The 19896-nt window shown below is 71.9% G+C and carries 21 protein-coding genes; 9 read left to right on the top strand and 12 right to left on the bottom strand.

The features are described from left to right. Positions 1-27 precede the first annotated feature (27 nt). A complete protein-coding gene (locus tag ACIRU3_RS22915) occupies positions 28-954 on the top strand; it encodes a tyrosine-protein phosphatase (RefSeq protein ID WP_404059050.1) in 927 nt (308 codons plus the stop codon). Between the two features lie 16 nt (positions 955-970). Here ACIRU3_RS22915 and ACIRU3_RS22910 read toward each other — a convergent pair whose 3' ends face one another. Next, positions 971-1309, bottom strand: a complete 339-nt coding sequence (locus ACIRU3_RS22910; RefSeq protein WP_404059047.1) for a MazG-like family protein — start codon at positions 1307-1309, stop codon at positions 971-973. Between the two features lie 23 nt (positions 1310-1332). After that, the gene (locus ACIRU3_RS22905; protein WP_404059478.1) at positions 1333-1878 is read right to left on the bottom strand and encodes a DoxX family membrane protein; all 546 of its coding nucleotides are present in this window, start codon (positions 1876-1878) and stop codon (positions 1333-1335) included. Positions 1879-2006: 128 nt separating this feature from the next. Between ACIRU3_RS22905 and ACIRU3_RS22900 the strand changes: the two genes are divergently transcribed. Beyond that, entirely contained in the window at positions 2007-2333 is a 327-nt protein-coding gene (locus ACIRU3_RS22900) for a nuclear transport factor 2 family protein (RefSeq protein WP_404059044.1), read from the top strand. Positions 2334-2389: 56 nt separating this feature from the next. Then, the gene (locus ACIRU3_RS22895; protein ID WP_404059041.1) at positions 2390-3373 is read left to right on the top strand and encodes an aldo/keto reductase; all 984 of its coding nucleotides are present in this window, start codon (positions 2390-2392) and stop codon (positions 3371-3373) included. Between the two features lie 27 nt (positions 3374-3400). Here the strand turns inward: ACIRU3_RS22895 and ACIRU3_RS22890 are convergent, their stop codons facing one another. Together ACIRU3_RS22890 and ACIRU3_RS22885 are read right to left on the bottom strand one after the other, a co-directional pair. After that, entirely contained in the window at positions 3401-4213 is an 813-nt protein-coding gene (locus ACIRU3_RS22890; protein ID WP_404059038.1) for an ABC transporter ATP-binding protein, read from the bottom strand. 29 nt (positions 4214-4242) lie between these two features. Next, complete coding sequence (locus ACIRU3_RS22885; protein ID WP_404059035.1) at positions 4243-5700, bottom strand: ABC transporter permease; 1458 nt, start codon at positions 5698-5700, stop codon at positions 4243-4245. Between the two features lie 200 nt (positions 5701-5900). Between ACIRU3_RS22885 and ACIRU3_RS22880 the strand changes: the two genes are divergently transcribed. Next, complete coding sequence (locus ACIRU3_RS22880) at positions 5901-7106, top strand: D-alanyl-D-alanine carboxypeptidase family protein (protein WP_404059032.1); 1206 nt, start codon at positions 5901-5903, stop codon at positions 7104-7106. A gap of 276 nt (positions 7107-7382) precedes the next feature. On the opposite strand, the gene ACIRU3_RS22875 is transcribed toward ACIRU3_RS22880, so the two are convergent. Together ACIRU3_RS22875 and ACIRU3_RS22870 are read right to left on the bottom strand one after the other, a co-directional pair. Continuing rightward, entirely contained in the window at positions 7383-8141 is a 759-nt protein-coding gene (locus ACIRU3_RS22875) for an SDR family oxidoreductase (RefSeq protein ID WP_404059029.1), read from the bottom strand. 56 nt (positions 8142-8197) lie between these two features. After that, positions 8198-9226: a Gfo/Idh/MocA family protein gene (locus ACIRU3_RS22870; RefSeq protein WP_404059475.1), complete on the bottom strand. Its 1029-nt coding sequence runs from the start codon at positions 9224-9226 to the stop codon at positions 8198-8200. A 94-nt stretch (positions 9227-9320) separates the two neighbouring features. On the opposite strand from ACIRU3_RS22870, the gene ACIRU3_RS22865 reads away from it, so the two are divergent. Genes ACIRU3_RS22865 through ACIRU3_RS22855 form a run of 3 tightly spaced genes read left to right on the top strand, consistent with a single transcriptional unit; the run spans position 9321 to position 12782 of the window. Further along, positions 9321-10613: a multidrug effflux MFS transporter gene (locus tag ACIRU3_RS22865; RefSeq protein ID WP_404059026.1), complete on the top strand. Its 1293-nt coding sequence runs from the start codon at positions 9321-9323 to the stop codon at positions 10611-10613. Continuing rightward, positions 10565-11740, top strand: a complete 1176-nt coding sequence (locus ACIRU3_RS22860) for a serine hydrolase domain-containing protein (protein WP_404059023.1) — start codon at positions 10565-10567, stop codon at positions 11738-11740. Before ACIRU3_RS22865 ends, ACIRU3_RS22860 begins: the two co-directional genes overlap by 49 nt. A 46-nt stretch (positions 11741-11786) precedes the next feature. Beyond that, on the top strand, positions 11787-12782 hold the full coding sequence (locus ACIRU3_RS22855; protein ID WP_404059020.1) for a small ribosomal subunit Rsm22 family protein: 996 nt from the start codon (positions 11787-11789) through the stop codon (positions 12780-12782). A 33-nt stretch (positions 12783-12815) separates the two neighbouring features. Here the strand turns inward: ACIRU3_RS22855 and ACIRU3_RS22850 are convergent, their stop codons facing one another. Beyond that, positions 12816-13004 carry a DUF6243 family protein gene (locus ACIRU3_RS22850; protein WP_404059017.1) on the bottom strand — a complete coding sequence of 63 codons (189 nt, stop codon included), beginning with the start codon at positions 13002-13004 and terminating at the stop codon, positions 12816-12818. 120 nt (positions 13005-13124) lie between these two features. Here ACIRU3_RS22850 and ACIRU3_RS22845 point away from each other — a divergent pair, with 120 nt between their 5' ends. After that, positions 13125-13787, top strand: coding sequence for a TetR/AcrR family transcriptional regulator (locus ACIRU3_RS22845; RefSeq protein ID WP_404059014.1), 663 nt, complete (start codon positions 13125-13127; stop codon positions 13785-13787). Positions 13788-13912: 125 nt separating this feature from the next. After that, the gene (locus tag ACIRU3_RS22840; protein WP_404059011.1) at positions 13913-14653 is read left to right on the top strand and encodes a bifunctional DNA primase/polymerase; all 741 of its coding nucleotides are present in this window, start codon (positions 13913-13915) and stop codon (positions 14651-14653) included. Positions 14654-14666: 13 nt separating this feature from the next. Here the strand turns inward: ACIRU3_RS22840 and ACIRU3_RS22835 are convergent, their stop codons facing one another. The 5 genes from ACIRU3_RS22835 to ACIRU3_RS22815 all read right to left on the bottom strand — a co-directional run bounded on the left by ACIRU3_RS22835 (position 14667) and on the right by ACIRU3_RS22815 (position 19893). Next, the gene (locus tag ACIRU3_RS22835; protein ID WP_404059008.1) at positions 14667-15662 is read right to left on the bottom strand and encodes a hypothetical protein; all 996 of its coding nucleotides are present in this window, start codon (positions 15660-15662) and stop codon (positions 14667-14669) included. After that, a complete protein-coding gene (gene efeU / locus ACIRU3_RS22830; protein ID WP_404059005.1) occupies positions 15622-16494 on the bottom strand; it encodes an iron uptake transporter permease EfeU in 873 nt (290 codons plus the stop codon). The genes ACIRU3_RS22835 and efeU overlap by 41 nt, the downstream gene beginning before the upstream one ends. A gap of 3 nt (positions 16495-16497) precedes the next feature. Then, positions 16498-17760, bottom strand: a complete 1263-nt coding sequence (gene efeB / locus ACIRU3_RS22825) for an iron uptake transporter deferrochelatase/peroxidase subunit (protein ID WP_404059002.1) — start codon at positions 17758-17760, stop codon at positions 16498-16500. A 9-nt stretch (positions 17761-17769) separates the two neighbouring features. Further along, the gene (efeO, locus tag ACIRU3_RS22820) at positions 17770-18906 is read right to left on the bottom strand and encodes an iron uptake system protein EfeO (protein WP_404059000.1); all 1137 of its coding nucleotides are present in this window, start codon (positions 18904-18906) and stop codon (positions 17770-17772) included. Positions 18907-19068: 162 nt separating this feature from the next. Continuing rightward, positions 19069-19893, bottom strand: coding sequence for a heme ABC transporter ATP-binding protein (locus tag ACIRU3_RS22815; RefSeq protein WP_404059473.1), 825 nt, complete (start codon positions 19891-19893; stop codon positions 19069-19071). Positions 19894-19896 lie beyond the last annotated feature (3 nt).

Genomic DNA, 19896 nt, shown 5'->3' with positions numbered 1-19896 from the left:
CCCCTGCTTCCAGAAAGGGGCACACGTATGCGATGCAGAGCACGCGCGGCCGGCGCGGTCGCCCTCACGCTGGCTCTTGCCGGCCCGTTCGCTCCTGTCGCGGCGCACGCTGCTGCAGGCCAGCACCTGCGAGGAGCGCGCAGCTCCCACTTCCACTCCGTCCCCGCCCCACGCGTCCTCGCCGTTCCCGGCACCGTCAACGCCCGTGACATGGGCGGCTACCGCACCTACGACGGCAAGGTCACCCGCTGGGGCAGGGTCTATCGCTCCGAGAGTCTGTCCAAGATCCCGCCGGAGGGTGTCACCGCGCTGGGAGGCCTGGGGCTCGGCAGTGTCGTCGATCTCCGTACCGCCGCCGAGGTGCAGGCCGACGGGACCGACCGGCTTCCGGCAGGCGTCACCTCTCTCCCCCAACCGGTCGACGACACCAGCCTCTTCGCCTTCATCGGGCAGGCCGTCCGCAGCAAGGACCCGGTGTACCAGCAGGCCGTGCTCGGGGACGGCAAGGCGGAGGAGCGGATGCGCACCCTCTACCGGGGCTTCGTCACCGACTCCGCCGACCGGGCCGCGCTCGGCGCCGTCATCCGCACCGTCGCGAATTCCACCAAGCCGGTTCTCTTCCACTGCTCGGCGGGCAAAGACCGCACCGGGATCCTCGCCGACACCGTCCTGCGGGCCGTCGGTGTCCCCGCGTCGACGTCCGAAAGCGACTATCTGCTCTCCAACCAGCTGCGCGCGGCCTCCGATCAGGCACTGCGGGACCAGCTCAAGGCGTCCGGCTACATGCAGAACCCCGATCTGCTGATCCCCCTTCAGGAGGTGCGCAGCGACTACCTCGCCGCGTTCCGGGACCAGGCCGTGCAGGACTACGGCAGCTTCGGAGCGTTCCTGACCGACGGCCTCGGCCTCGACGTGCCCACCCTGGCTCGCCTCAGGGCCCGCCTCGTCGGCTGAGCCGGCGCATCGGCGCTCAGGCCGGCGGAGCCAGTGGGCGATCCCGTACCCCCTTCAGATGTGCGTCGAAGACCTCCTGCGCGTCCGGGGTGAGGGTGCGCAATGCCACGAGCGCCGTGATCGCCACGTCGCACAGCTCGGCCTGGACGTCCTCCCAGGTGTGGGTGACGCCCTTGCGGGGGTTCTGGCCGGTGGCCCCGATCACCGCCTCCGCGACCTCGCCGACCTCCTCCGAGAGTTTGAGGATGCGCAGCAGCATGCCTTCCGGGCCGGCGTGCGTGCGGGCCGATTCCAGGCGCTCCCAGAGTGCGTCGACGGTCGGCCAGAGCGGGGCGGAGGCGTCCTGATCGTTCATGTCCCGCAGCCTGCCCCGCCCGCCTACTCCTCGAACAACACCTCCTGCTCCCCCTCCACCTTCTGCCGCACGCGCCGATTCCGCGTCCCCAGCACCACGGCTGTGGCGGCCGCCGTCACACCCAGCGCCACCGGAACCATCCAGCCGCGGTCGAACACGTGGTAGAAGGCGTGGTCGAGGGAGAGGCGGCCGGGGCCCGTGATCGCGAGTCCGGCCGCGGCCAGTCCCAGGGTCGCCGCGTACTCGTAGCCACCCTCCTGGGCGAAGAAGCCGTTGGGCATGTGGACCGCCGCGGCCCCGGTCATCGCGCCGGCCACCGCCGCGCCCGCCGCCGGGGTCGCGAGGCCCAGTGCCAGCAGCGTGCCGCCGCCCGCCTCGGCCAGTCCCGCCGCCGTCGCGCTCGCCTTGCCGGGCGCGTAGCCCACGGACTCCATGAACTGGCCGGTGCCCTCCAGACCGTGTCCGCCGAACCAGCCGAACAGCTTCTGCGCGCCATGCGCGGCGAGCACCCCGCCGGTCCCCAGCCGGAGCAGCAGCAGGCCCAGATCACGTCGGTCGTAACAGGTCACGGTGACTCCCATGCAGACAGGCGGACAGGTCCCTCCCGTGGGTCCACCGTCGCATCCGGGGCACCCGCGGGCCCGTGCTGGACGGCGTTCGGGTGGCGGGCCCGGGGGAGCGGTGTGAGCCTTGCGCCATGACGATTCAGCCAGCCAAGCTCAGCGATCCGGCCGTCCGGGCCTTCGTCAGCGCCGTCAACTCCCACGACCGCGAGAGCTTCCTGTCCCTCCTCGCGCCCGGCGCGACGATGTCCGACGACGGCTCCGACCACGACCTCGCCGAGTGGATCGACCAGGAGATCTTCTCCTCCAACGGCCACATGGACGTCGACAACGAGTCCCGGGGCGGCCGCGACCTCATCGCCCGCTACCGCAACGACACCTGGGGCGAGATGCGCACCCGGTGGCACTTCGAGGTCGAGGACGACGGCAGGATCTCCCGCTTCGAGACCGGGCAGGCCTAGTCCGGCCGTACGACCCCTTGCCTTCGTGTGCGCTTCAACTCCTAGCGTGCCGGGGCATGGAGACCATCAGCAGGACCCTGGGGCGCAGCGGTATCGAGGTCAGCGCACTCGGCTTCGGGTGCTGGGCCGTCGGCGGCGAATGGCAGGACGCCGACGGGCAGCCGCTCGGCTGGGGCAAGGTCGACGACGAGGAGTCCGTACGGGCCGTGCACCGCGCCCTCGACCTCGGCGTCACCTTCTTCGACACCGCCGACGTCTACGGCACCGGGCACAGCGAGCAGGTCCTGGGCCGCGCCCTGAACGGCCGGCGTGACCAGGTCGTCCTGGCCACCAAGTGGGGCAACGTCTTCGACCGGGACACCCGCACCCTCACCGGCACCGACGACACCCCGGAGTACGCCCGGCGCGCCCTCACCGCCTCCCTGCGCCGCCTCGGCACCGACCACATCGACCTCTACCAGCTCCATCTGTCCGACGCCGATCCCGAGCGGGCGGCCGAACTGCGGGACGTCTGTGAGGAGTTGGTCGAACAGGGGCTCATCCGTGCCTACGGCTGGAGCACCGACGACCCCGAGCGCGCCGCCGTCTTCGCCGAGGGCCCGCACTGTACGGCCGTACAGCACCGGCTCAACGTGCTCCAGGACGCGCCGCACCTCGTGGAGCTGTGCGAGCGGCTGGAGCTGGCGAGCATCGACCGCAGTCCGCTCGCCATGGGGCTGCTGGGCGGGAAGCGGCGCGGGCCGCTGGAGTCCGGGGACATCCGCAGCACGCCGCCGGCCTGGCTCGACGGGTTCCAGGAGGGGACGGGGGCCGAGCCGGAGTGGGTGGCCAAGGTCGACGCCCTGCGCGACATCCTCACCAGTGACGGCCGTACGCCCGCCCAGGGCGCCCTGGCCTGGCTGTGGGCGCGCAGCCCGCGCACCGTGCCGATCCCCGGCTTCCGCTCGGTCGCCCAGGCCGAGGAGAACGCCGGCGCGATCGCGAAGGGGCCGCTCAGCGCCGGGCAGTCGGCCGAGATCGACCGTCTGCTCGGGCGCTGAGCGGCCCCGACGGGCCATGCGGCGGCCTCAGTTGCCGTGGCCGCCGTACTGCCGCTGGGCGTACTGCTCCTGCGGGTGCTGTGCCTGCTCGTGGGGCTGCTGTGCGTACTGATCCGGTGCGTACCGCTCCTGCGGGTGCCGGCCGTGCGCCGGCTGCCGGGCCGCGCCCTGTTCGGTGAGCGTGATCCGGCCCTCCTCGATGGTGGCCAGGCGCGGGGCCCGGCGGGCGATGGAGGAGTCGTGGGTGACCAGGACGAAGGTCAGCCCGTGCTCGCGCCACAGCCCCTCCAGCAGGGCCACGATGTCGTCGCGGGTGCCCTCGTCGAGGTTGCCGGTGGGCTCGTCGGCGAGCAGCACCTTCGGGTTCTTCACCAGCGCGCGGGCGATGGCGACGCGCTGCTGCTGGCCGCCGGACATCTCGGAGGGCACATGCGTGCGGCGCTCGCCGAGGCCGACCGAGCGCAGCGCCTCGGCCGCCCGCTCGCGGCGCTCGGCGGGCCTGACCCCGAGCGGGACGAGGGCCGTCTCCACGTTCTCCTGGGCGGTGAGCGTCGGGATCAGGTTGAACGCCTGGAAGATGATGCCGATCTTCTCGGCGCGCAGCCGGGTCAGCTTGGCCTCGCCGATCGTGGCGAGGTCGACGCCGTCCAGCTCGACACTGCCGGACGAGGGGCGGTCGAGGCCGCCGATCATCTGCAGGAGGGTGGACTTGCCGCCGCCGGTCGGGCCCTGGATGACGAGTTGGTCGCCGTCGGCGATGGTGAGGTCGACGCCGCGCAGCGCCTCCACCGTCTCCTTGCCCCGCGTGTACCGCTTGGTGACGCCGGTGAGTCTGTACATGGGTGCTCCGTGTGTGAACAGGGGGTGGGTCAGGAAACGCTGCGCAGGGCGTCGGCCGGGCGCATCCGGGAGGCGCGCCAGCCGCCCATCGCGCCGGCGATCAGACCGCCGGCGACCGCGAGGCCGACGGCGAGGGCGATGGTGGCCGGCGAGACGGGCGCGGTCAGCGCGATCTCCAGGGTGTTCCCGGTGGCCTGCCGGCCGGGCCCGCCGCCACCGGGGCCGCCCATGCCACCGCCCGTGCCGCCGGCGCTGCTGCCCAGCTCCGCCCGCAGCTTCGGGCTGATCGCGGTGACCGTGCGGGCGGCGACCAGACCCAGGGCGATGCCGAGGCCGCCGCCGATCAGGCCGTTGACCATGGACTCGCCGACCACCTGCCGGGTCACCCGGCGGCTCGGCCAGCCGAGCGCCTTCAGGGTGCCGAATTCCCGCACCCGCCGGGACACGGCCGAGGAGGTGAGCAGCGCGGCCACCAGGAAGGCGGCGATCAGGACGGTGACGGAGAGCCACTTGCCGACGCTGCCGGCCAGGTCGGAGGCCGTGGAGAGCGAGCCGGAGACGGTGGAGGCCAGGTCGGAGGAGGTGGTGACCGTCGTACCGGAGATGTTGCCCTGGATCGTCTTCTTGACGGTGGAGATCTGCTTGGAGTCGGTCGCCTTGACGTAGATCGTGGTGACCTGGTTCTTGGCGTCACCGAGCGACTGGGCCTGCCGCAGCGGCAGGAAGACGTCGGTGGTGGAGTCGCCGCTGTCCGGGGTGGCGATGCCGATGACCGTGTACGTGGTGCCGGAGATCTTGAAGGCCGAACCGACCTGGTACTTCTTCTCCTTGGCGTACGACTTGCCGACCACCGCGACCTTGGCGTCGGTCTGCGCCGAGGTGAAGGTCTTCCCGGAGGTGATCTTCATCGTGGCCAGCGGGCCGAGGGCCTGGTCGGTGACATCGACGCCGGCCACCGAGTAGCTGGCGACATTGAAGTCGGCGCCGCCGCCCTGCACCTGCGGCTGCCCGCTGCCGCCGCTGCCGCCCGGGCCACCCTGCTGCTGCCCGCTGCCGCTGGAGGACTGCGCCTTGCCCTGGGTGAAGGAGCCGTCGACCTTGGTGACGTTCAGGGAGAGGGCGCCCACCGCGCTCGCCACGCCCTTCTGCGCGGCGACCTTGTCGACCAGCGAGGCCTTCAGGGCCTGACCGCCCTGCGTCATCACCCGGTCCGAGCTCTGCGTGGACTTGCTGCTCGACCTGGCGCCGAACTTGAAGTCCGGGCCCTGCGAGCTGCCGGTCCTGGGTGCCGCCTGCGCCTTGGTGACCGTCATGTCGGTGCCGAGGCCGTAGAGCGACTTCAGGACCTTGTCCTGAGCCTGTGTCATGCCGGCCGACACCGAGTTGACGGTGATGACCAGAGCGATTCCGAGCGCCAGACCCATCGCGATGACCAGAGCGGCCTTCTTGCGGCGGCTCAGCTCGCGCTTGAGATAGATGCCAAACATCCCGTTCCTCGAAGGTTCTTGGCGCCCGCTGTGGGCGCTGCCACAAGCTAGGGAGGAACCTTTGCGGCGCACTGAGTAAAGGATGTGTCTGACCTGAGAAAGCGGCGTGGGTGATCAAAGTTTCATAAGACAGCAAATTCCTGTGCCATAGAGGGCCTCCTGCCAGGAAATGCCTGTTGGGTGCGGTGTACGGTCCCCGGGTGCGTGATTGTTCCCGGCTCAGCCGGCGTGCCGCCCTCGGGCTGACGGCCGCCGCCCTTCCCCTGTCCGCGGCCGCCCCCGCCTCCGCGTCCGCCTCCGAGGCGACCGCCGTCGGCGGTGAGCGCCTGGCCCGTACCGGAGTCCAGGTGCGTGGCGCCGGCGGCCTGCCCGAGAAGCTCACCGCCCGCTCGTGGCTGGTCGCCGACTCCGCGAGCGGGGAGGTGCTCGCCTCCTTCAACGCGCATCGGCGCCTGGCCCCCGCGTCCACCCTGAAGATGCTGTTCGCGGACACCGTGCTGGGGAAGTTCGAGCGGACCGAGCGGTACAAGGTCACCGACGCGGACCTCGCCGACATCCCGGCCGGCTCCAGCCTCGTCGGCATCAAGCCTGGCATCACCTACACCGTCGAGCAGCTGTGGCAGGGCGTGTTCCTGCGCTCGGGCAACGACGCGGTGCACGTGCTCGCGCACATGAACGGGGGCGTCGCAAGGACGGTCGCCGAGATGCAGGCGAGGGCCGAGGACCTGCAGGCCCTGGACACCCATGTGGTCAGCCCCGACGGCTTCGACCACAAGGGCCAGCTCTCCTCGGCGTACGACCTCACGCTCTTCGCCCGCCACGGCCTCAAGAACACCGACTTCCGCGGCTACTGCGGCACGCGGACCGCCGACTTTCCGGCGGGCGGCAAGAAGACCTTCCAGATCCAGAACACCGACCGCCTGCTCACGGGCGCCTGGGGACTGGGCACGTACGACGGCCTGATCGGTGTGAAGAACGGCTACACCAGCCACGCCGGCAACACCTTCACCGGCGCGGCCACCCGGGGCGGCCGGACCCTGCTGGTCACCGTGATGCATCCCACCGAGGGCAGCAACGCCGTCTACGAGCAGACCGCCGCACTGCTCGACTGGGGCTTCGGGCACGGGCGTTCGGCGCAGGCGGTGGGCACGCTGGTCGAACCGGTCAGCGAGGGCGGCGCGAGCGCGAGCCGGGCCCCGGCGCGGAAGGCGGCGCGGGCCGCGGCCGGGGCTCCCGGCACGGCGTCCGGGCACACCTCGCCGTGGCGGCTGCTGGAGGGCGCCGTCGGGACGGCGGCACTGCTGGGAGCGGGGGCGTGGGCGCTGCGGCGGCGGATGACCCGGGGAAAGGCGGCCGCGGCGGAGGCGGAGCCGGAGACCGAGTCCGGGGGACGGCACCGGCGCTGAGCCGAGGGGCGGCTTGTTGCGGCAGCCGTTCCACCGACCGGTGCGTACCCCGCGGTCCCACGCGAGGTCCACCCCCAACTCCGGTCCGGTGGAACGGCTGCCGTCTCCCCCCTCGGTGTGGCTACGGAACCCCCGTGCTCCAAGTGTGAAGCTCTTGTGGAGGAGAGTTGAGCATATGCGGCCGACCGGCCGCAATAGGGCGGACGTTGAAATTCCGTTTGTGTAACTTGAGGAGTTGGTCTCCGGCCTGCCCGCCGCCCCCGTCCCCGCTTGTCCTCAGCCCCGCCCGACGTACGGCATCGCCGTCGCCAGCACCGTCGCGAACTGCACATTCGCCTCCAGCGGCAGCTCGGCCATGTGTCGCACGGTGCGTGCCACGTCGGCCGCGTCCATCACGGGTTCCGGGGAAATCTCCCCGTTCGCCTGGAGCGCCCCGGTCTGCATCCGGGCCGTCATGTCGGTGGCCGCGTTGCCGATGTCGATCTGTCCCACCGCGATGCGGTACGGCCGCCCGTCCAGCGACAGCGACTTGGTCAGGCCGGTCAGCGCGTGCTTGGTCGCGGTGTAGGCGACCGAGCGCGGGCGGGGCGTGTGCGCGGAGACGGAGCCGTTGTTGATGATCCGGCCGCCCTGCGGGTCCTGCTCCTTCATCCGCCGGTACGCCGCCTGCGCGCACAGGAACGCCCCGTTGAGGTTGGTGTCCACCACATGCCGCCAGGCGTCGTAGGGCAGGTCCTCGACGGGCACCCCGCCCGGCCCGAACGTCCCCGCGTTGTTGAACAGCAGGTCGACCCGCCCGAACCGGTCCACGGTCGCCGCGAACAGCGCCTCCACGTCCTGAGGCCGGGAGACGTCGGTGCGCACGGCGAGCGAGGGCGCCTCGGGCGCCAGCGCGGCTGTCTCCTCCAGTGTCCCGGTGCGCCGGCCGGCCAGCGCCACCGACCAGCCCGTGCGCAGCAGCTCCACGGCGACGGCCCGTCCGATGCCGGAACCGGCGCCGGTCACCACCGCGATCTTCGATTGTCTCTCAGTCATGGCTCCGCAGCGTAGGTGGGAAGTCCGCCATGCGGAATCAGGTGTCCGCCATACGGCTAGACGGCGACGGTGACGGCTTCCCCGGGCGCGACCTCCCCGGGGTAGCGCACCCCGATCCGCTCCCGGATCGTGTCGAGCGTGCGCATCACCGCCAGGCTGCCCTCCAGTGGCACCAGCGGCGACTCCTTCTCACCCGCGCGCAGGGCCCGCATGACCTCCCTCGCCTCGTGCCTCAGGCTGGTGCGCGGGCCGTCGGCCGGACCGGCGGTGAACACCTCGGGCTCGCGGCCGTCACGGTGCAGCACGAACCGCTCGGGGTGGAAGAAGCCGGAGGGGATGTCGATCCGGCCGTGCGAGCCGGTGACCGAGGCGGCGGTTGCCGTACCGCCGACGATCGAGCAGTGCACCGAGGCCAGGGCCCCGCTGTTCCAGGACAGCAGCGCACCCGTCTGGAGATCGACGCCCTCCTCCGAGAGCACCGCCCGCGCGGTGACCTCGTCCGGCTCGCCCAGCAGCAACTGCGCGAACGACACCGGATAGACCCCGAGGTCCAGCAGCGCCCCGCCGCCCAGTGCCGGATCCCGCAGCCGGTGTGCCGGCGGGAAGGGCCCCGCGAGGCCGAAGTCGGCCTGCACCGTCCGCACCTCGCCGATCGTCCCGTCCGCCACCAGGGACTTCAGGCGCCGGATCAGCGGGTTGGAATACATCCACATCGCCTCCATCAGGAAGCGGTCGTGCTCCTTCGCCAGCGCCACCAGTTCCGCCGCCTCGCGGACGTTGAGCGTGAACGCCTTCTCGCACAGCACGTTCCGCCCGGCCGCCAGGCACAGCCCGGCCGCCGCCCGGTGCGCCGAATGCGGGGTGGCGACGTACACGACGTCGATGTCCGCGTCGGCGGCCAGGGACTCCCAGTCGCCGTAGGCCCGCGTCACCCCGAACCGCTCGGCGAACGCCTCCGCCGAGTCCCGGCTGCGCGAGCCCACCGCCACGATCTCGGCGTCCGGAAGATCCACCAGGTCCGCCGCGAACGCGGCCGCGATCCCGCCGGTCGCCAGGATTGCCCACCGCACGCTCTGCTCCGCCATCCCGGCCGCTCCACCCTCGCTCATGTGTACCTCGGCAGTGTGTACGAGCTGAGAGCATAGGTGTCGGTTGTTTCACAGAGGGAGGGACGGACGCATGCCCGAGCACGCGGCGAGACCGACACCGGAGACGGAGCACACACCCACCACCGCATCGCCCTCGGCCGCCGCCCGCCGCACCGGCCTGCTCGTCATCCTCGTCCTCGGCGGCCTCATCGCCACGCCCCCGCTCGCGATGGACATGTATCTCCCGTCCCTGCCGGAGGTCACCCGCTCCCTGCGCGCCCCCGCCGCCACCGTCCAGCTCACCCTCACCGCATGTCTGGCCGGCATGGCGCTCGGGCAGCTGGTCGTGGGCCCGATGAGCGACCGCTGGGGCCGCCGCCGGCCGCTGCTCATCGGCCTCGCCGTCTATCTCGTCGCCACCGCCCTGTGCGCCTTCGCACCCACCGTCGAGACGCTGGTCGCCTTCCGGCTGGCGCAGGGCCTCGCGGGCGCGGCCGGCATCGTCATCGCGCGGGCCGTCGTACGCGACCTGTACGACGGCGTGGCCATGGCCCGGTTCTTCTCCACCCTGATGCTGATCTCCGGGGCCGCGCCGATCGTGGCGCCGCTGATCGGCGGACAGATCCTCAGGGTGACCGACTGGCGGGGCGTGTTCGTCGTCCTGACCCTGGTCGGGGCCGCGCTCGCCGCGCTCGTCTGGCTGCGGCTGCCCGAGACCCTGCCGCCCGAGCGGCGGCACGGCGGGGGAGTCGGGGAGGCCCTGCGCACGATGCGCGGCCTGCTCGCCGACCTGCCCTTCACCGGCTACATGCTCACCGGCGGCTTCGCCTTCGCCGCGCTGTTCGCCTACATCAGCGCCTCGCCGTTCGTCATCCAGGAGATCTACGGCGCCTCCCCGCAGACCTTCAGCCTGCTCTTCGGCCTCAACTCGGTCGGCCTGGTGGCCGCCGGGCAGATCAACGGCAAGCTGCTGGTGGGCCGGGTCAGCCTGGACAAGGTGCTCGCCGCCGGCCTCACGGTGATCGTGCTCGCCGCGACCGCCCTGCTGCTGATGTCCGCGGGCGTCTTCGGCGAGGTCGGTCTGGTCCCGATCGCCGCCGCCCTGTTCGTCCTCATGTCCGCGATGGGCCCCACCCTGCCCAACGCGCAGTCCCTCGCCCTGCTGCGCACCCGGCACGCGGCCGGCTCCGCCTCCGCCCTGCTCGGCACCTCCTCCTTCCTCGTCGGAGCGGTCGCCTCCCCGCTCGTCGGCGTCGCCGGGGAACACACGGCCGTGCCCATGGCGATCGTCCAACTGGCGGGCGCACTGGTAGCGGCGGCCTGCTTCGTGGGAATGTGCCGTCCTTGGAACACACGTGCGGGGTCGGAGGGAGACGACAACTGAGCGCATCGAGACTGCGCGCCGGCCCACCCGAACGAGCCGGGCTCGATCCCGCGGAACTGGAGCACCTGGCCGGCGAGGTGCACACCCTCACCACCGGAGCGCGCCCCTGGGCGGCCGGTGCCGTCGTCGTGGCCGGACGCGGCCCCGTGATCGCCGTGGCCGAGGCCGCCGGCTGGGCGGTGCGCCACGCCGGCTACGACCCCGAGACCGACACCGGCGTCGAGCTGCCGCCCGCCGACCGCATCCCGGCGACCGTCGACACCCCCTTCGACCTGGCCTCCCTCACCAAGCTCTTCACCGCCGTCGCCGCCGTCCAGCAGATCGAACGAGGCACCCTCGGCATGGACGCCCGGGTCGGCGCCTATCTGCCCGAGTTCACCGCGGCCGCCGAACACGACGTCACCGTGAGGCAGTTGCTCACCCACACCTCCGGGCTGCGCCCCGAACTCCCGCTGTACGACTGCCCGGACGACACCGCCCGCCTCGCTCTGCTGCGCGCCGAGGCGCCCACCGCCGAGCCCGGCACGTACCGCTACTCGGACCTGAACATGCTGCTGCTCCAGTACGTCCTGGAGCGCATCACCGGCCGCCCCCTCGACGTCCTGATCGAGGACGGCATCACCCGCCCGCTCGGCATGACGTCCACCGCGTTCGGACCCTGCCCCGGCGCGGCGGCCACCGAGGACCAGCGACCGCCCTGGGCCAAGGCGGACCGGGGGATGCTGCGCGGCGTGGTCCACGACGAGAACGCCTGGGCGCTCGGCGGGGTGGCGGGCCACGCGGGCCTCTTCTCCACCGCGCCCGACCTGGCGGTCTTCTGCCGGGCCCTGCTGGCGGGCGGCGCGTACGGCCCCGCGCGTGTCCTCGGCCCCGACTTCGTGGAACTCCTGCTGACCCCGCCGGGACTGGGCTTCGCCGTGGACCAGCCGTGGTTCATGGGCGAGCTGGCGGGCCGGGGAGCTGCGGGCCACACCGGTTTCACCGGCACCTCGCTGGTCCTGGACCCGGCGACGGACACGTTCCTGGTGCTGCTGGCCAACACCGTGCACCCGCGCCGACGACCGCCGGACAGCAGGCCGAGGGCGGCCACGGCGACGCATCTGGCGCGAGCGGTACGCGGGGCCTGATCCGCACGTGGCTCCGCGCGTGCCGGGCACCTGAGAGAATCGCACGGTGCATGCCCCAGCCGACCCAGCCGACACCCTGCGCGCCGCCCTGGGCGCCCTCCTGGACGGGCTTCCGCCCAGACAGGCCGCCGGAGCCGTGGAACGGCTGATCGCCAACTACCGCGGGGCCACCCCGACCGACGCCCCGATCCTGCGCGACCGCGCCGACGTGGCCGCCTACGCCGCCTACCGGATGCCGGCCACCTTCGAGGCGGTGCGCTCGGCGCTGGAGGCGTTCGCGGACACCGTGCCCGGGTGGACGCCCGGCAGCCACGTGGACGTCGGCGGCGGCACCGGCGCGGCGACCTGGGCGGTGACCGCCACCTGGGACGGCACCCGGCCGGTGACCGTGCTGGACTGGGCCGAGCCCGCGCTCGCCCTCGGCCGGGAGATCGCCGAGGCCAACCCCGCCCTGCGGGACGCCCGCTGGCAGCGCGCCCGGATCGGCACGGCACTCACGCTCGACAGCGCCGACCTCGTCACGGTGTCCTACGTCCTCAACGAACTCGCCGAGGCCGACCGCACGGCCCTCGTCGACGCGGCCGCGGCCGCCGCGCAGACGGTCGTGATCGTGGAGGCCGGAACCCCGGCCGGCTACGCCCGGGTCATCGAGGCCCGCGACCGCCTGCTCCAGGCCGGATTCCGCGTCGCCGCCCCCTGCCCGCACAGCGCCGCCTGCCCCATCGTCCCCGGCACGGACTGGTGCCACTTCTCCGCCCGGGTCAGCCGCTCCTCCCTGCACCGCCAGGTCAAGGGGGGCTCCCTGGCCTACGAGGACGAGAAGTTCAGCTACGTCGCCGCCACCCGGCTGCCCGCCGAGCCGGCTCCCTCCCGGGTCGTGCGGCGCCCGCAGATCCGCAAGGGCCAGGTGCTCCTGGACCTGTGCGAGGCGGACGAGCAGTTGCGCCGCACGACGGTCACCAAGCGCCACGGCGACCTGTACAAGGCGGCCCGGGACGCCGACTGGGGCGACGCCTGGCCACCGGTGACGGACGGGGCGTAGCCCGCCGAGGGGGCGGACGTGGCGAGGCGCGCACTATGCCCCGCCGGCCTCGCCTTCCTCTTGTTTCCCCTGCAACGCGCGCAGCAGCTCCCGCTTCTGCGCCCGCGCGTCCTGTCCGCCGCCGATCCGGCCGCCGGCGTTGCCGCCGCGCAGCGCCTTGCGGCCGAGGTTCCGGCGCGGGCCGCCGACTCCGAGCATGTTTCCGGTTCCGCCACGGCTCATGGTGGGCTCCTTCCGTCGGGGTACATCACCCACGTCATAGACAAGACGCTACGTCTCGTCTCTCCATGTGTCCCAGCGTCCGCGAGACGCTGCGTCTTGTCAACCTGATAGGTTCGGGCCATGGCCGCCACGAAGCCCGCCCAGGAGCCCCAGTCCCCCCGCCCGCCCCGGAAGTCCGTCCCCGACTCCGCCCGCCGCAGCGAGAGGTCCCGCCGCGCGATCTACGCCGCCGCCCTGGAACTCGTCGGCGAGACCGGCTACGCCAAGACCACCATCGAAGGCATCGCCGCTCGGGCCGGCGTCGGCAAGCAGACGATCTACCGCTGGTGGTCGTCGAAGGCCGACGTCCTGATGGAGGCCTTCCTCGACCTCGGTGACCAGGCCTCCGAACAGGCAGGCGCCCCCGGCGGCGAGTACGCCGTCCCGGACACGGGGGACCTCGCCGCCGACCTCAAGCTCGTCCTGCGCGCGACCGTCGACGAGCTGCTCGACCCCCGCTTCGAGGTTCCCGCCCGCGCCCTGGCGGCCGAGGGCCTGGTCAACGAGCCGCTCGGCCGGGAGTTCGTGACCAAGCTCCTCGAACCCTCGCTCCAGCTCTACGTCCGAAGGCTGCGCAGCGCACAGGACACCGGTGACGTACGCAAGGACATCGACCCCCGGATCGCCCTGGAACTCTTCGTCTCACCGCTGGCCCAGCGCTGGCTGCAGCGCACGGCCCCGATCTCCTACGGCTACACGGACACCCTCGTGGACTACGCCCTGCACGGCCTCGCGCCCCGCTGACCCGCTGACCCCGCTGTGAGGCACATCTCCTCCCGCTCCTGAGGATTCCTGCCGCGACCCCCCGAAGCGTTGGAAGATGGGACGATAAGGCATGCTGTCCGCACAACAGCGAGGCGAGGCGATAGATGAGCGCGACGTTCGGTGGCCGCACCGGCCGGCAGGGCAGACTCTTCCAGTGGCTGCTCGGACGCCGTCCGAAGGAGGCCGCCGCCGACGACAGCGGCCGTGAGGCCCTGCTGCTCGCCGCCGCCGCAGCGGGCCTGCCCCTGGCCCCCGCCGCGCACCCCGCCCCCGGCTATCGCTGTTCCTGCGACCGCGTCGGCTGTCCCACCCCGGCCCGGCACCCGGTCTCGTTCGCCTGGCAGACCCAGTCCACGACGGACCGCGCACAGCTCGAACGCTGGGCCCGGCACCAGCCGCAGGCCAACTTCATCACCGCCACCGGTATGGTGCACGACGTCCTCGACGTGCCCCTGGCGGCCGGCCGGGAGGCGCTGGACCGGCTGCTCGGCACCGGTGTGGAGGTCGGGCCGGTCGCCGAGAGCGACGACGGCCGCATGCTGTTCTTCACCCTCACCCGCGGCACCCCCGAGGACGAGGACGAGTGGTGGCCCTGCGAACTGGACTGCCACCCCGAGACGATGGACGAACACCCGGGGATGCGCTGGCACTGCCGCGGCTCCTACGTCCTCGTACCGCCCGCCCGGCTGCCCGGCGACGACCAGCAGGTGCGCTGGGTCCGCGGCCCGGAGCATCCGCTGCCCGACCCGCTGAGCCTGCTGGAGGTGCTCACGGACGCCTGTGCCCGCCATGTCGGTACGGAGGCCGACCACGCCGCGGGCACCGCCTGGCCGCTGCGGCACTGAGATCGCTCGACGGCTACTCGCCCTGTGCGGCCGTCAGCCCCTGGACCCGCCCGAGGATCGACACCTGACCGCTGCCCGCCGGGTCGAGCGCGGCCTCGTTGGAGACGAGTTCCAGCGTCAGGGACTGCTTCACCTCGCCCTTGGTCAGGGCCTGCACATCCTTGTTCGCGACCGGGACGGAGGTGCCGGCGGCGGCGGTCTGCTTCTCGTAGTGGTGCGTGGTGAAGAACACCAGGGCACCGCCGTCCGCCGTGCGCAGCGCGAGCGGCGCGTAGTCGCCGCGGGTCAGCGGCTGGTCGATGTACTGCCGGACCAGGCCCGGCTTGCTCGCCAGCTGCTTGCGGTCCGCGCGCCAGCCGCTGGTGTTCCGGCCGTCCGCGAACGCCTTGCCGCCGTTCTTCAGATAGGCCGCGTACTCCTTGCTCAGGCCGGCGGGCGGCACGGCCAGTTGCGTGGAGTCGGCGGACACGGCCTCGGCCCAGCCGTCCTTGTCCTTCTTGAACTGCGGTACGTCACCGGCCGCGATCAGCGTCAGATACGCCACCTGCCACGGCTTGCCCAGGTCGTCCCGGGTGAACACCAGCAGCCAGCGGGCGTTGCCGCCCCCCTTGTTGCCCTTGGCGTCCGCGACGAACCAGCGCGGCCAGCCGGCCTTCTTGGGGATCGTGAACTCGGCGTCCGTCAGCGTGAGCGGCGTGTGGTTCGCGTTGCCCGACGGGCTGTTGGCGTGCCCGGCCTTCAGCCGGGCGCCGTCGATGTCGGCGAGGGCGCCGGTGACGCGGTCCGCGTCCAGGGAGCGGTCGTAGGCCTTGTCGGCCCTGTTGTACGCGTCGGTGAACTGCGTGAGTGCCTTGGCGGCCTCGGCGCGGGTGGTGGCGGGGAGCATCTCGCGTTCCCCGTGCACCACCACGCATCCGCTCGCCGTCAGCGACAGGGCGGTCAGCGAGACCGCTATGAGTGCGTTCCGGTCACGCCTGCGGAGCGTTCGACGGCTGCGTTCCCTGGTCATGAGGTGCCTTCACCTTCCCCTTCCCGGAGGCGAACCCTACCGGGGCGAGGAAGATCGCGAGTGTCGGGATCAGGTACAGCAGCCACACCGTGACCTGGACCACGGTCGGGTCGGGCTGGAAGTTGAACACGCCCTTCAGGAGCGTGCCGTACCAGCTGTCCGGCTCGATCGTGTCGCTGATGTCGAAGGCCAGGTTGCGCAGGCCCGGGACCCAGTCGGCCTCCTGCAGGTCGTGGAAGCCGTAGGCGAGGACACCCGCGGCGACGACGACCAGCATGCCGCCGGTCCAGGTGAAGAACTTGGCCAGGTTGATCTTCAGCGCGCCCCGGTAGAACAGCCAGCCCAGCAGGACCGCCGTGGCCAGGCCGAGCGCCACGCCGACCAGCGGACGCGGGGTGCCGTCGCTGGCCGCGTGCACCGAGGCCCACACGAACAGGGCGGTCTCCAGACCTTCCCGGCCGACGGCCAGGAACGCGGTGGCGACCAGCGCGCCCGTGCCCATCGCCAGGGCCGCGTCCAGCTTGCCGTGCAGCTCGGACCTCAGGTGCCGGGCGGTGCGCCGCATCCAGAACACCATCCACGTCACCAGGCAGACCGCGATGATCGACAGGGAGCCGCCGAGCGCCTCCTGGGCCTGGAACGTCAGCTCCTGCGAGCCGAATTCGAGCGCGCAGCCGAAGCCCATCGCGATGGCGACCGCGATGGCGATGCCGATCCAGATCGGCTTCAGGGCGTCCCTGCGGTCCGTCTTGACCAGGTAGGCGATGAGGATGCAGACGACGAGCGACGCCTCCAGACCCTCGCGCAGGCCGATCAGGTAGTTGGAGAACACGGGCTACGCCTCCTCGGAGAACAGCGTCCGGCCCCACCAGTCGTCCTTGTCCCGGACGCCGGGCGGAACCGCGAACACCGCCGAACCCACGTGCTGGATGTATTCGTTGAGCGCGTCCGTCGCCGACAGCCGGCGCTGCAGCGGGATGAACCCCTTGCGCACGTCACGCTGGTAGGCCAGGAAGAACAGGCCCGCCTCCAGGCGGCCCATGCCGTCGGTGCCGTCGGTGAAGGAGTAGCCCCGGCGCAGGATGGTGATCCCGTCGTTGGAGTCGGGGTGCGCCAGCCGCACGTGCGCGTCGGGCTTCATCGCCTTCAGGAACGGCTTGTCGTGCTCCTTGGCCTTGCCGACCGGCGCGCCCTCGCCCTTGTCCCGGCCGAAGATGTCCTCCTGCTCCTGCAGCGAGGTCCGGTCCCAGGTCTCGATGTGCATACGGATGCGCCGGGCGACGAGGTACGAACCACCGGTCATCCAGGCCGAGTTCTTGCCGCCGTCGCCGTCACCGACCCACACGAACTTCTTCAGCCGGTCCGTCTCGGTGCCGGCGATGTTGCGGGTGCCGTCCTTGAACCCCATGAGGTTGCGGGGCGTCTGGGCGTCCGGCGTCGTCGACGAGGTCTTGCCGAAGCCGAGCTGGGACCAGCGGATGGCGACCTTGCCGAAGCCGATGCGGGCCAGGTTGCGGATGGCGTGGACGGCCACCTGCGGATCGTCCGCGCAGGCCTGGATGCACAGGTCGCCGCCCGTGCGCGTCCTGTCGAGGTTGTCGCCCGGGAACCGGGGCAGGTCGACCAGCGCCTCCGGCCGCTTCCCGGACAGCCCGAACTTCTCGAAGAACGACGGCCCGAAGCCGATGGTCAGGGTCAGCCGCGAGGGCTTCAGCCCCAGGGCCTCACCGGTGTCGTCCGGCGGCGCCTCCGCGAGCCCGCCGTACGCGCCCTCGCCGACCGCCTCGCCCGCGGTCATCCGGTGGGCCGCGGCCGTCCAGTCCTTCAGCATCTGCACGAACTCGGCGCGGTCCTCGGTCTTCACGTCGAACGTGGCGAAGTGGAGCCTGTCCTGCACCGGCGTGGCGATGCCCGCCTGGTTGGCGCCGTGGAACGCCACGGCGGCGCCCGCCTCGGCGGCGGTCGGCTCCACGTCGTTGCCCGCCTTGGCCGCCGCCACCGCACCGCCGGCCGCGGCGGCACCGAGCGCGAGCCCGGCACCGCCCCAGCCGATCAGCGAGCGTCGGGACGGAGCGGCACTGCCCTGGGTCTCGGTCATCTCTGTCTCCTACTTCACGACTGCGGCGGCGAGCTTGGACAGCGGCTCCGCGAGGGCGTTGACCCCGTCCGACAGCTCCTTGCGCTGCTCCTTGGTGACCTTGTCGTAGGAGACGAAGTCGTACGAGTTCTTGTCCGAGCGGTACTTGTCGAGCAGCGTGTTCAGCGCCGTGAACTGCTTGTCCAGCTCCTTGGTCAGCGCCGGGTCGTTCTTGGCGGCGACCGGCTTCAGCAGCTCGTACGCCTTCTGCGCGCCCTCGACGTTGGCCTTGAAGTCGACCAGGTCGGTGTGCGAGTAGCGGTCCTCCTCACCGGTGACCTTGCCGGTGGCGACCTCGTCGAGCAGCTCCTTGGCGCCGTTGGCCATGGAGCTCGGGGTGATCTCGGCCTTGCCGACCCGCTTCTGCCAGTCCGTCAGGTCGGTGACGAGCTGATCGGCGAGGGTCTTCTCGTCGGCGCCGATCTTCTTGTCCTGCCAGAGGGCCTTCTCCAGCCGGTGCCAGCCGGTCCACTTCTGGCCCTTCTCCAGGCCGTCGGCGCGCGTGTCGGTCTTGGGGTCGATGTCACCGAAGGACTCGGCGACCGGCTCGGTGCGCTCCCAGCCGATCCGGGAGGGCGCGTAGGCCTTCTTGGCGGCCTCCAGGTCGCCGTCCTTGATCGCCTTCGCGAAGGTCGCGGCGAGCGGCACGGTGGCGTCGGCCTGCTCCTGGGCGTACTCGCGGTAGTCGGCGACCGCCTTGTCCAGCTGCGGGTTGCGCTTAGCGACCTTGCCGGAGCCGGTCACGTCGAGCTTCTGCCGTACGCCGTGGCCCTTCATGCCCGGGATGCAGGCGATCTCGTACGAGCCGGCCTTCACCTCGGCGGTCAGCGTGTACTTGGTGCCCGGGCCGATGTTCTCCTTCTCGGAGACGATCCGGTCGTCCGGGAAGAGGATCTCGACCTCGGTCGCCTTGGAGCCCTTGTTCTCGATCTTCAGCGTGACGTGACCGGCCGGGACCGACTTGGCGGAGGTCTCGCACTTCGAGTCGGCGGCGGTCACCTGGATCGCGTCGCCGTCCTTGGCGTCGCTCTTCGCCGTGCAGGCCGTGATGGCAGTCAGAGCGGCCACGGTGGCGGCGGCGGTGACGGTGAGTCGAACGGCTCGCATGCAGGCTCCAAGCGGGAATGGTGTAGTGAGGCTGGCCTAACTTACATGAGGCTTACCTCACCCATACCCGTGCCGGTCGTGATTCAGCTCTCACGAAAATCTCACAGGCACGGCTTGATGTCGGCGGCTCAAATCAGATCTCAAGGGAAGGTAAAGGAGCGGTCAATGGGCGCGGTGCGGGGTCACCAGGACCGCCCCTGTGCGGGGATGCGGGAACACGTCGACCGGCTGGTCGTAGACGTCCGACAGCAGTCGCTCGGTGAAGACCTCGGCCGGCGGCCCGTCCGCCGCGACACGACCGGCGCACAGGATCGCCACCCGGTGCGCGTAGGCCGCTGCCAGCGTCAGATCGTGCAGCACCACGACCGCCGCGTCACCGGCGTGCGCCCTTTCCCGGCACAGCCGCAGCACCGACTCCTGGTGTTTCAGGTCCAGTGCGGCGGTCGGCTCGTCCAGCAGGAGCAGGGGCGCGCACTGGGCGAGGACCCGGGCGAGCGCGACCCGGGCACGCTCGCCGCCGCTCACCGCCGAGAACGGCCGTACGGCGAACGCGGTCACCTCGGTCGCCGCCATCGCCTCGGCGACGGCGCGGTCGTCCTCCTCGGGCGTCGCCGGGTGGGGCGCCCGGCCCATCCGTACGACCTCGTCCACCGTGCAGGGAAGGGCCAGGTCCGCCGACTGGGGGAGCACGGCCCGGCGCAGGGCGAGTTGGGGCGGCGACCACTGCGAGGCGGGGCGGCCGTGCAGGTGTACGGCCCCTCGCGCGGGCGGGAGATCGGCGGCGAGCGCGGCCGGCAGGGTGGACTTTCCGGCGCCGTCGGGGCCCACGAGCGCGAGGAGTTCACCGGCGCGGAAGCCGAGGTCGACGCCGTCGAGCACGGGACGGTTGCCGAGCCGGACGTGCAGGCCCCGGGCTTCGGCGAGGAGGTGCCCGGGGGCGACCGGGGCGGGAGAAGTCTCATCGGCGGCCGGCGCGAAGGCGTTCAGCGG

The sequence above is a fragment of the Streptomyces sp. NPDC101151 genome, from assembly GCF_044768335.1.
GTDB lineage: Bacteria > Actinomycetota > Actinomycetes > Streptomycetales > Streptomycetaceae > Streptomyces.
Note: the sequence above shows the minus strand (reverse complement) of the source record. Positions and strands in the feature narration are given on the sequence as shown.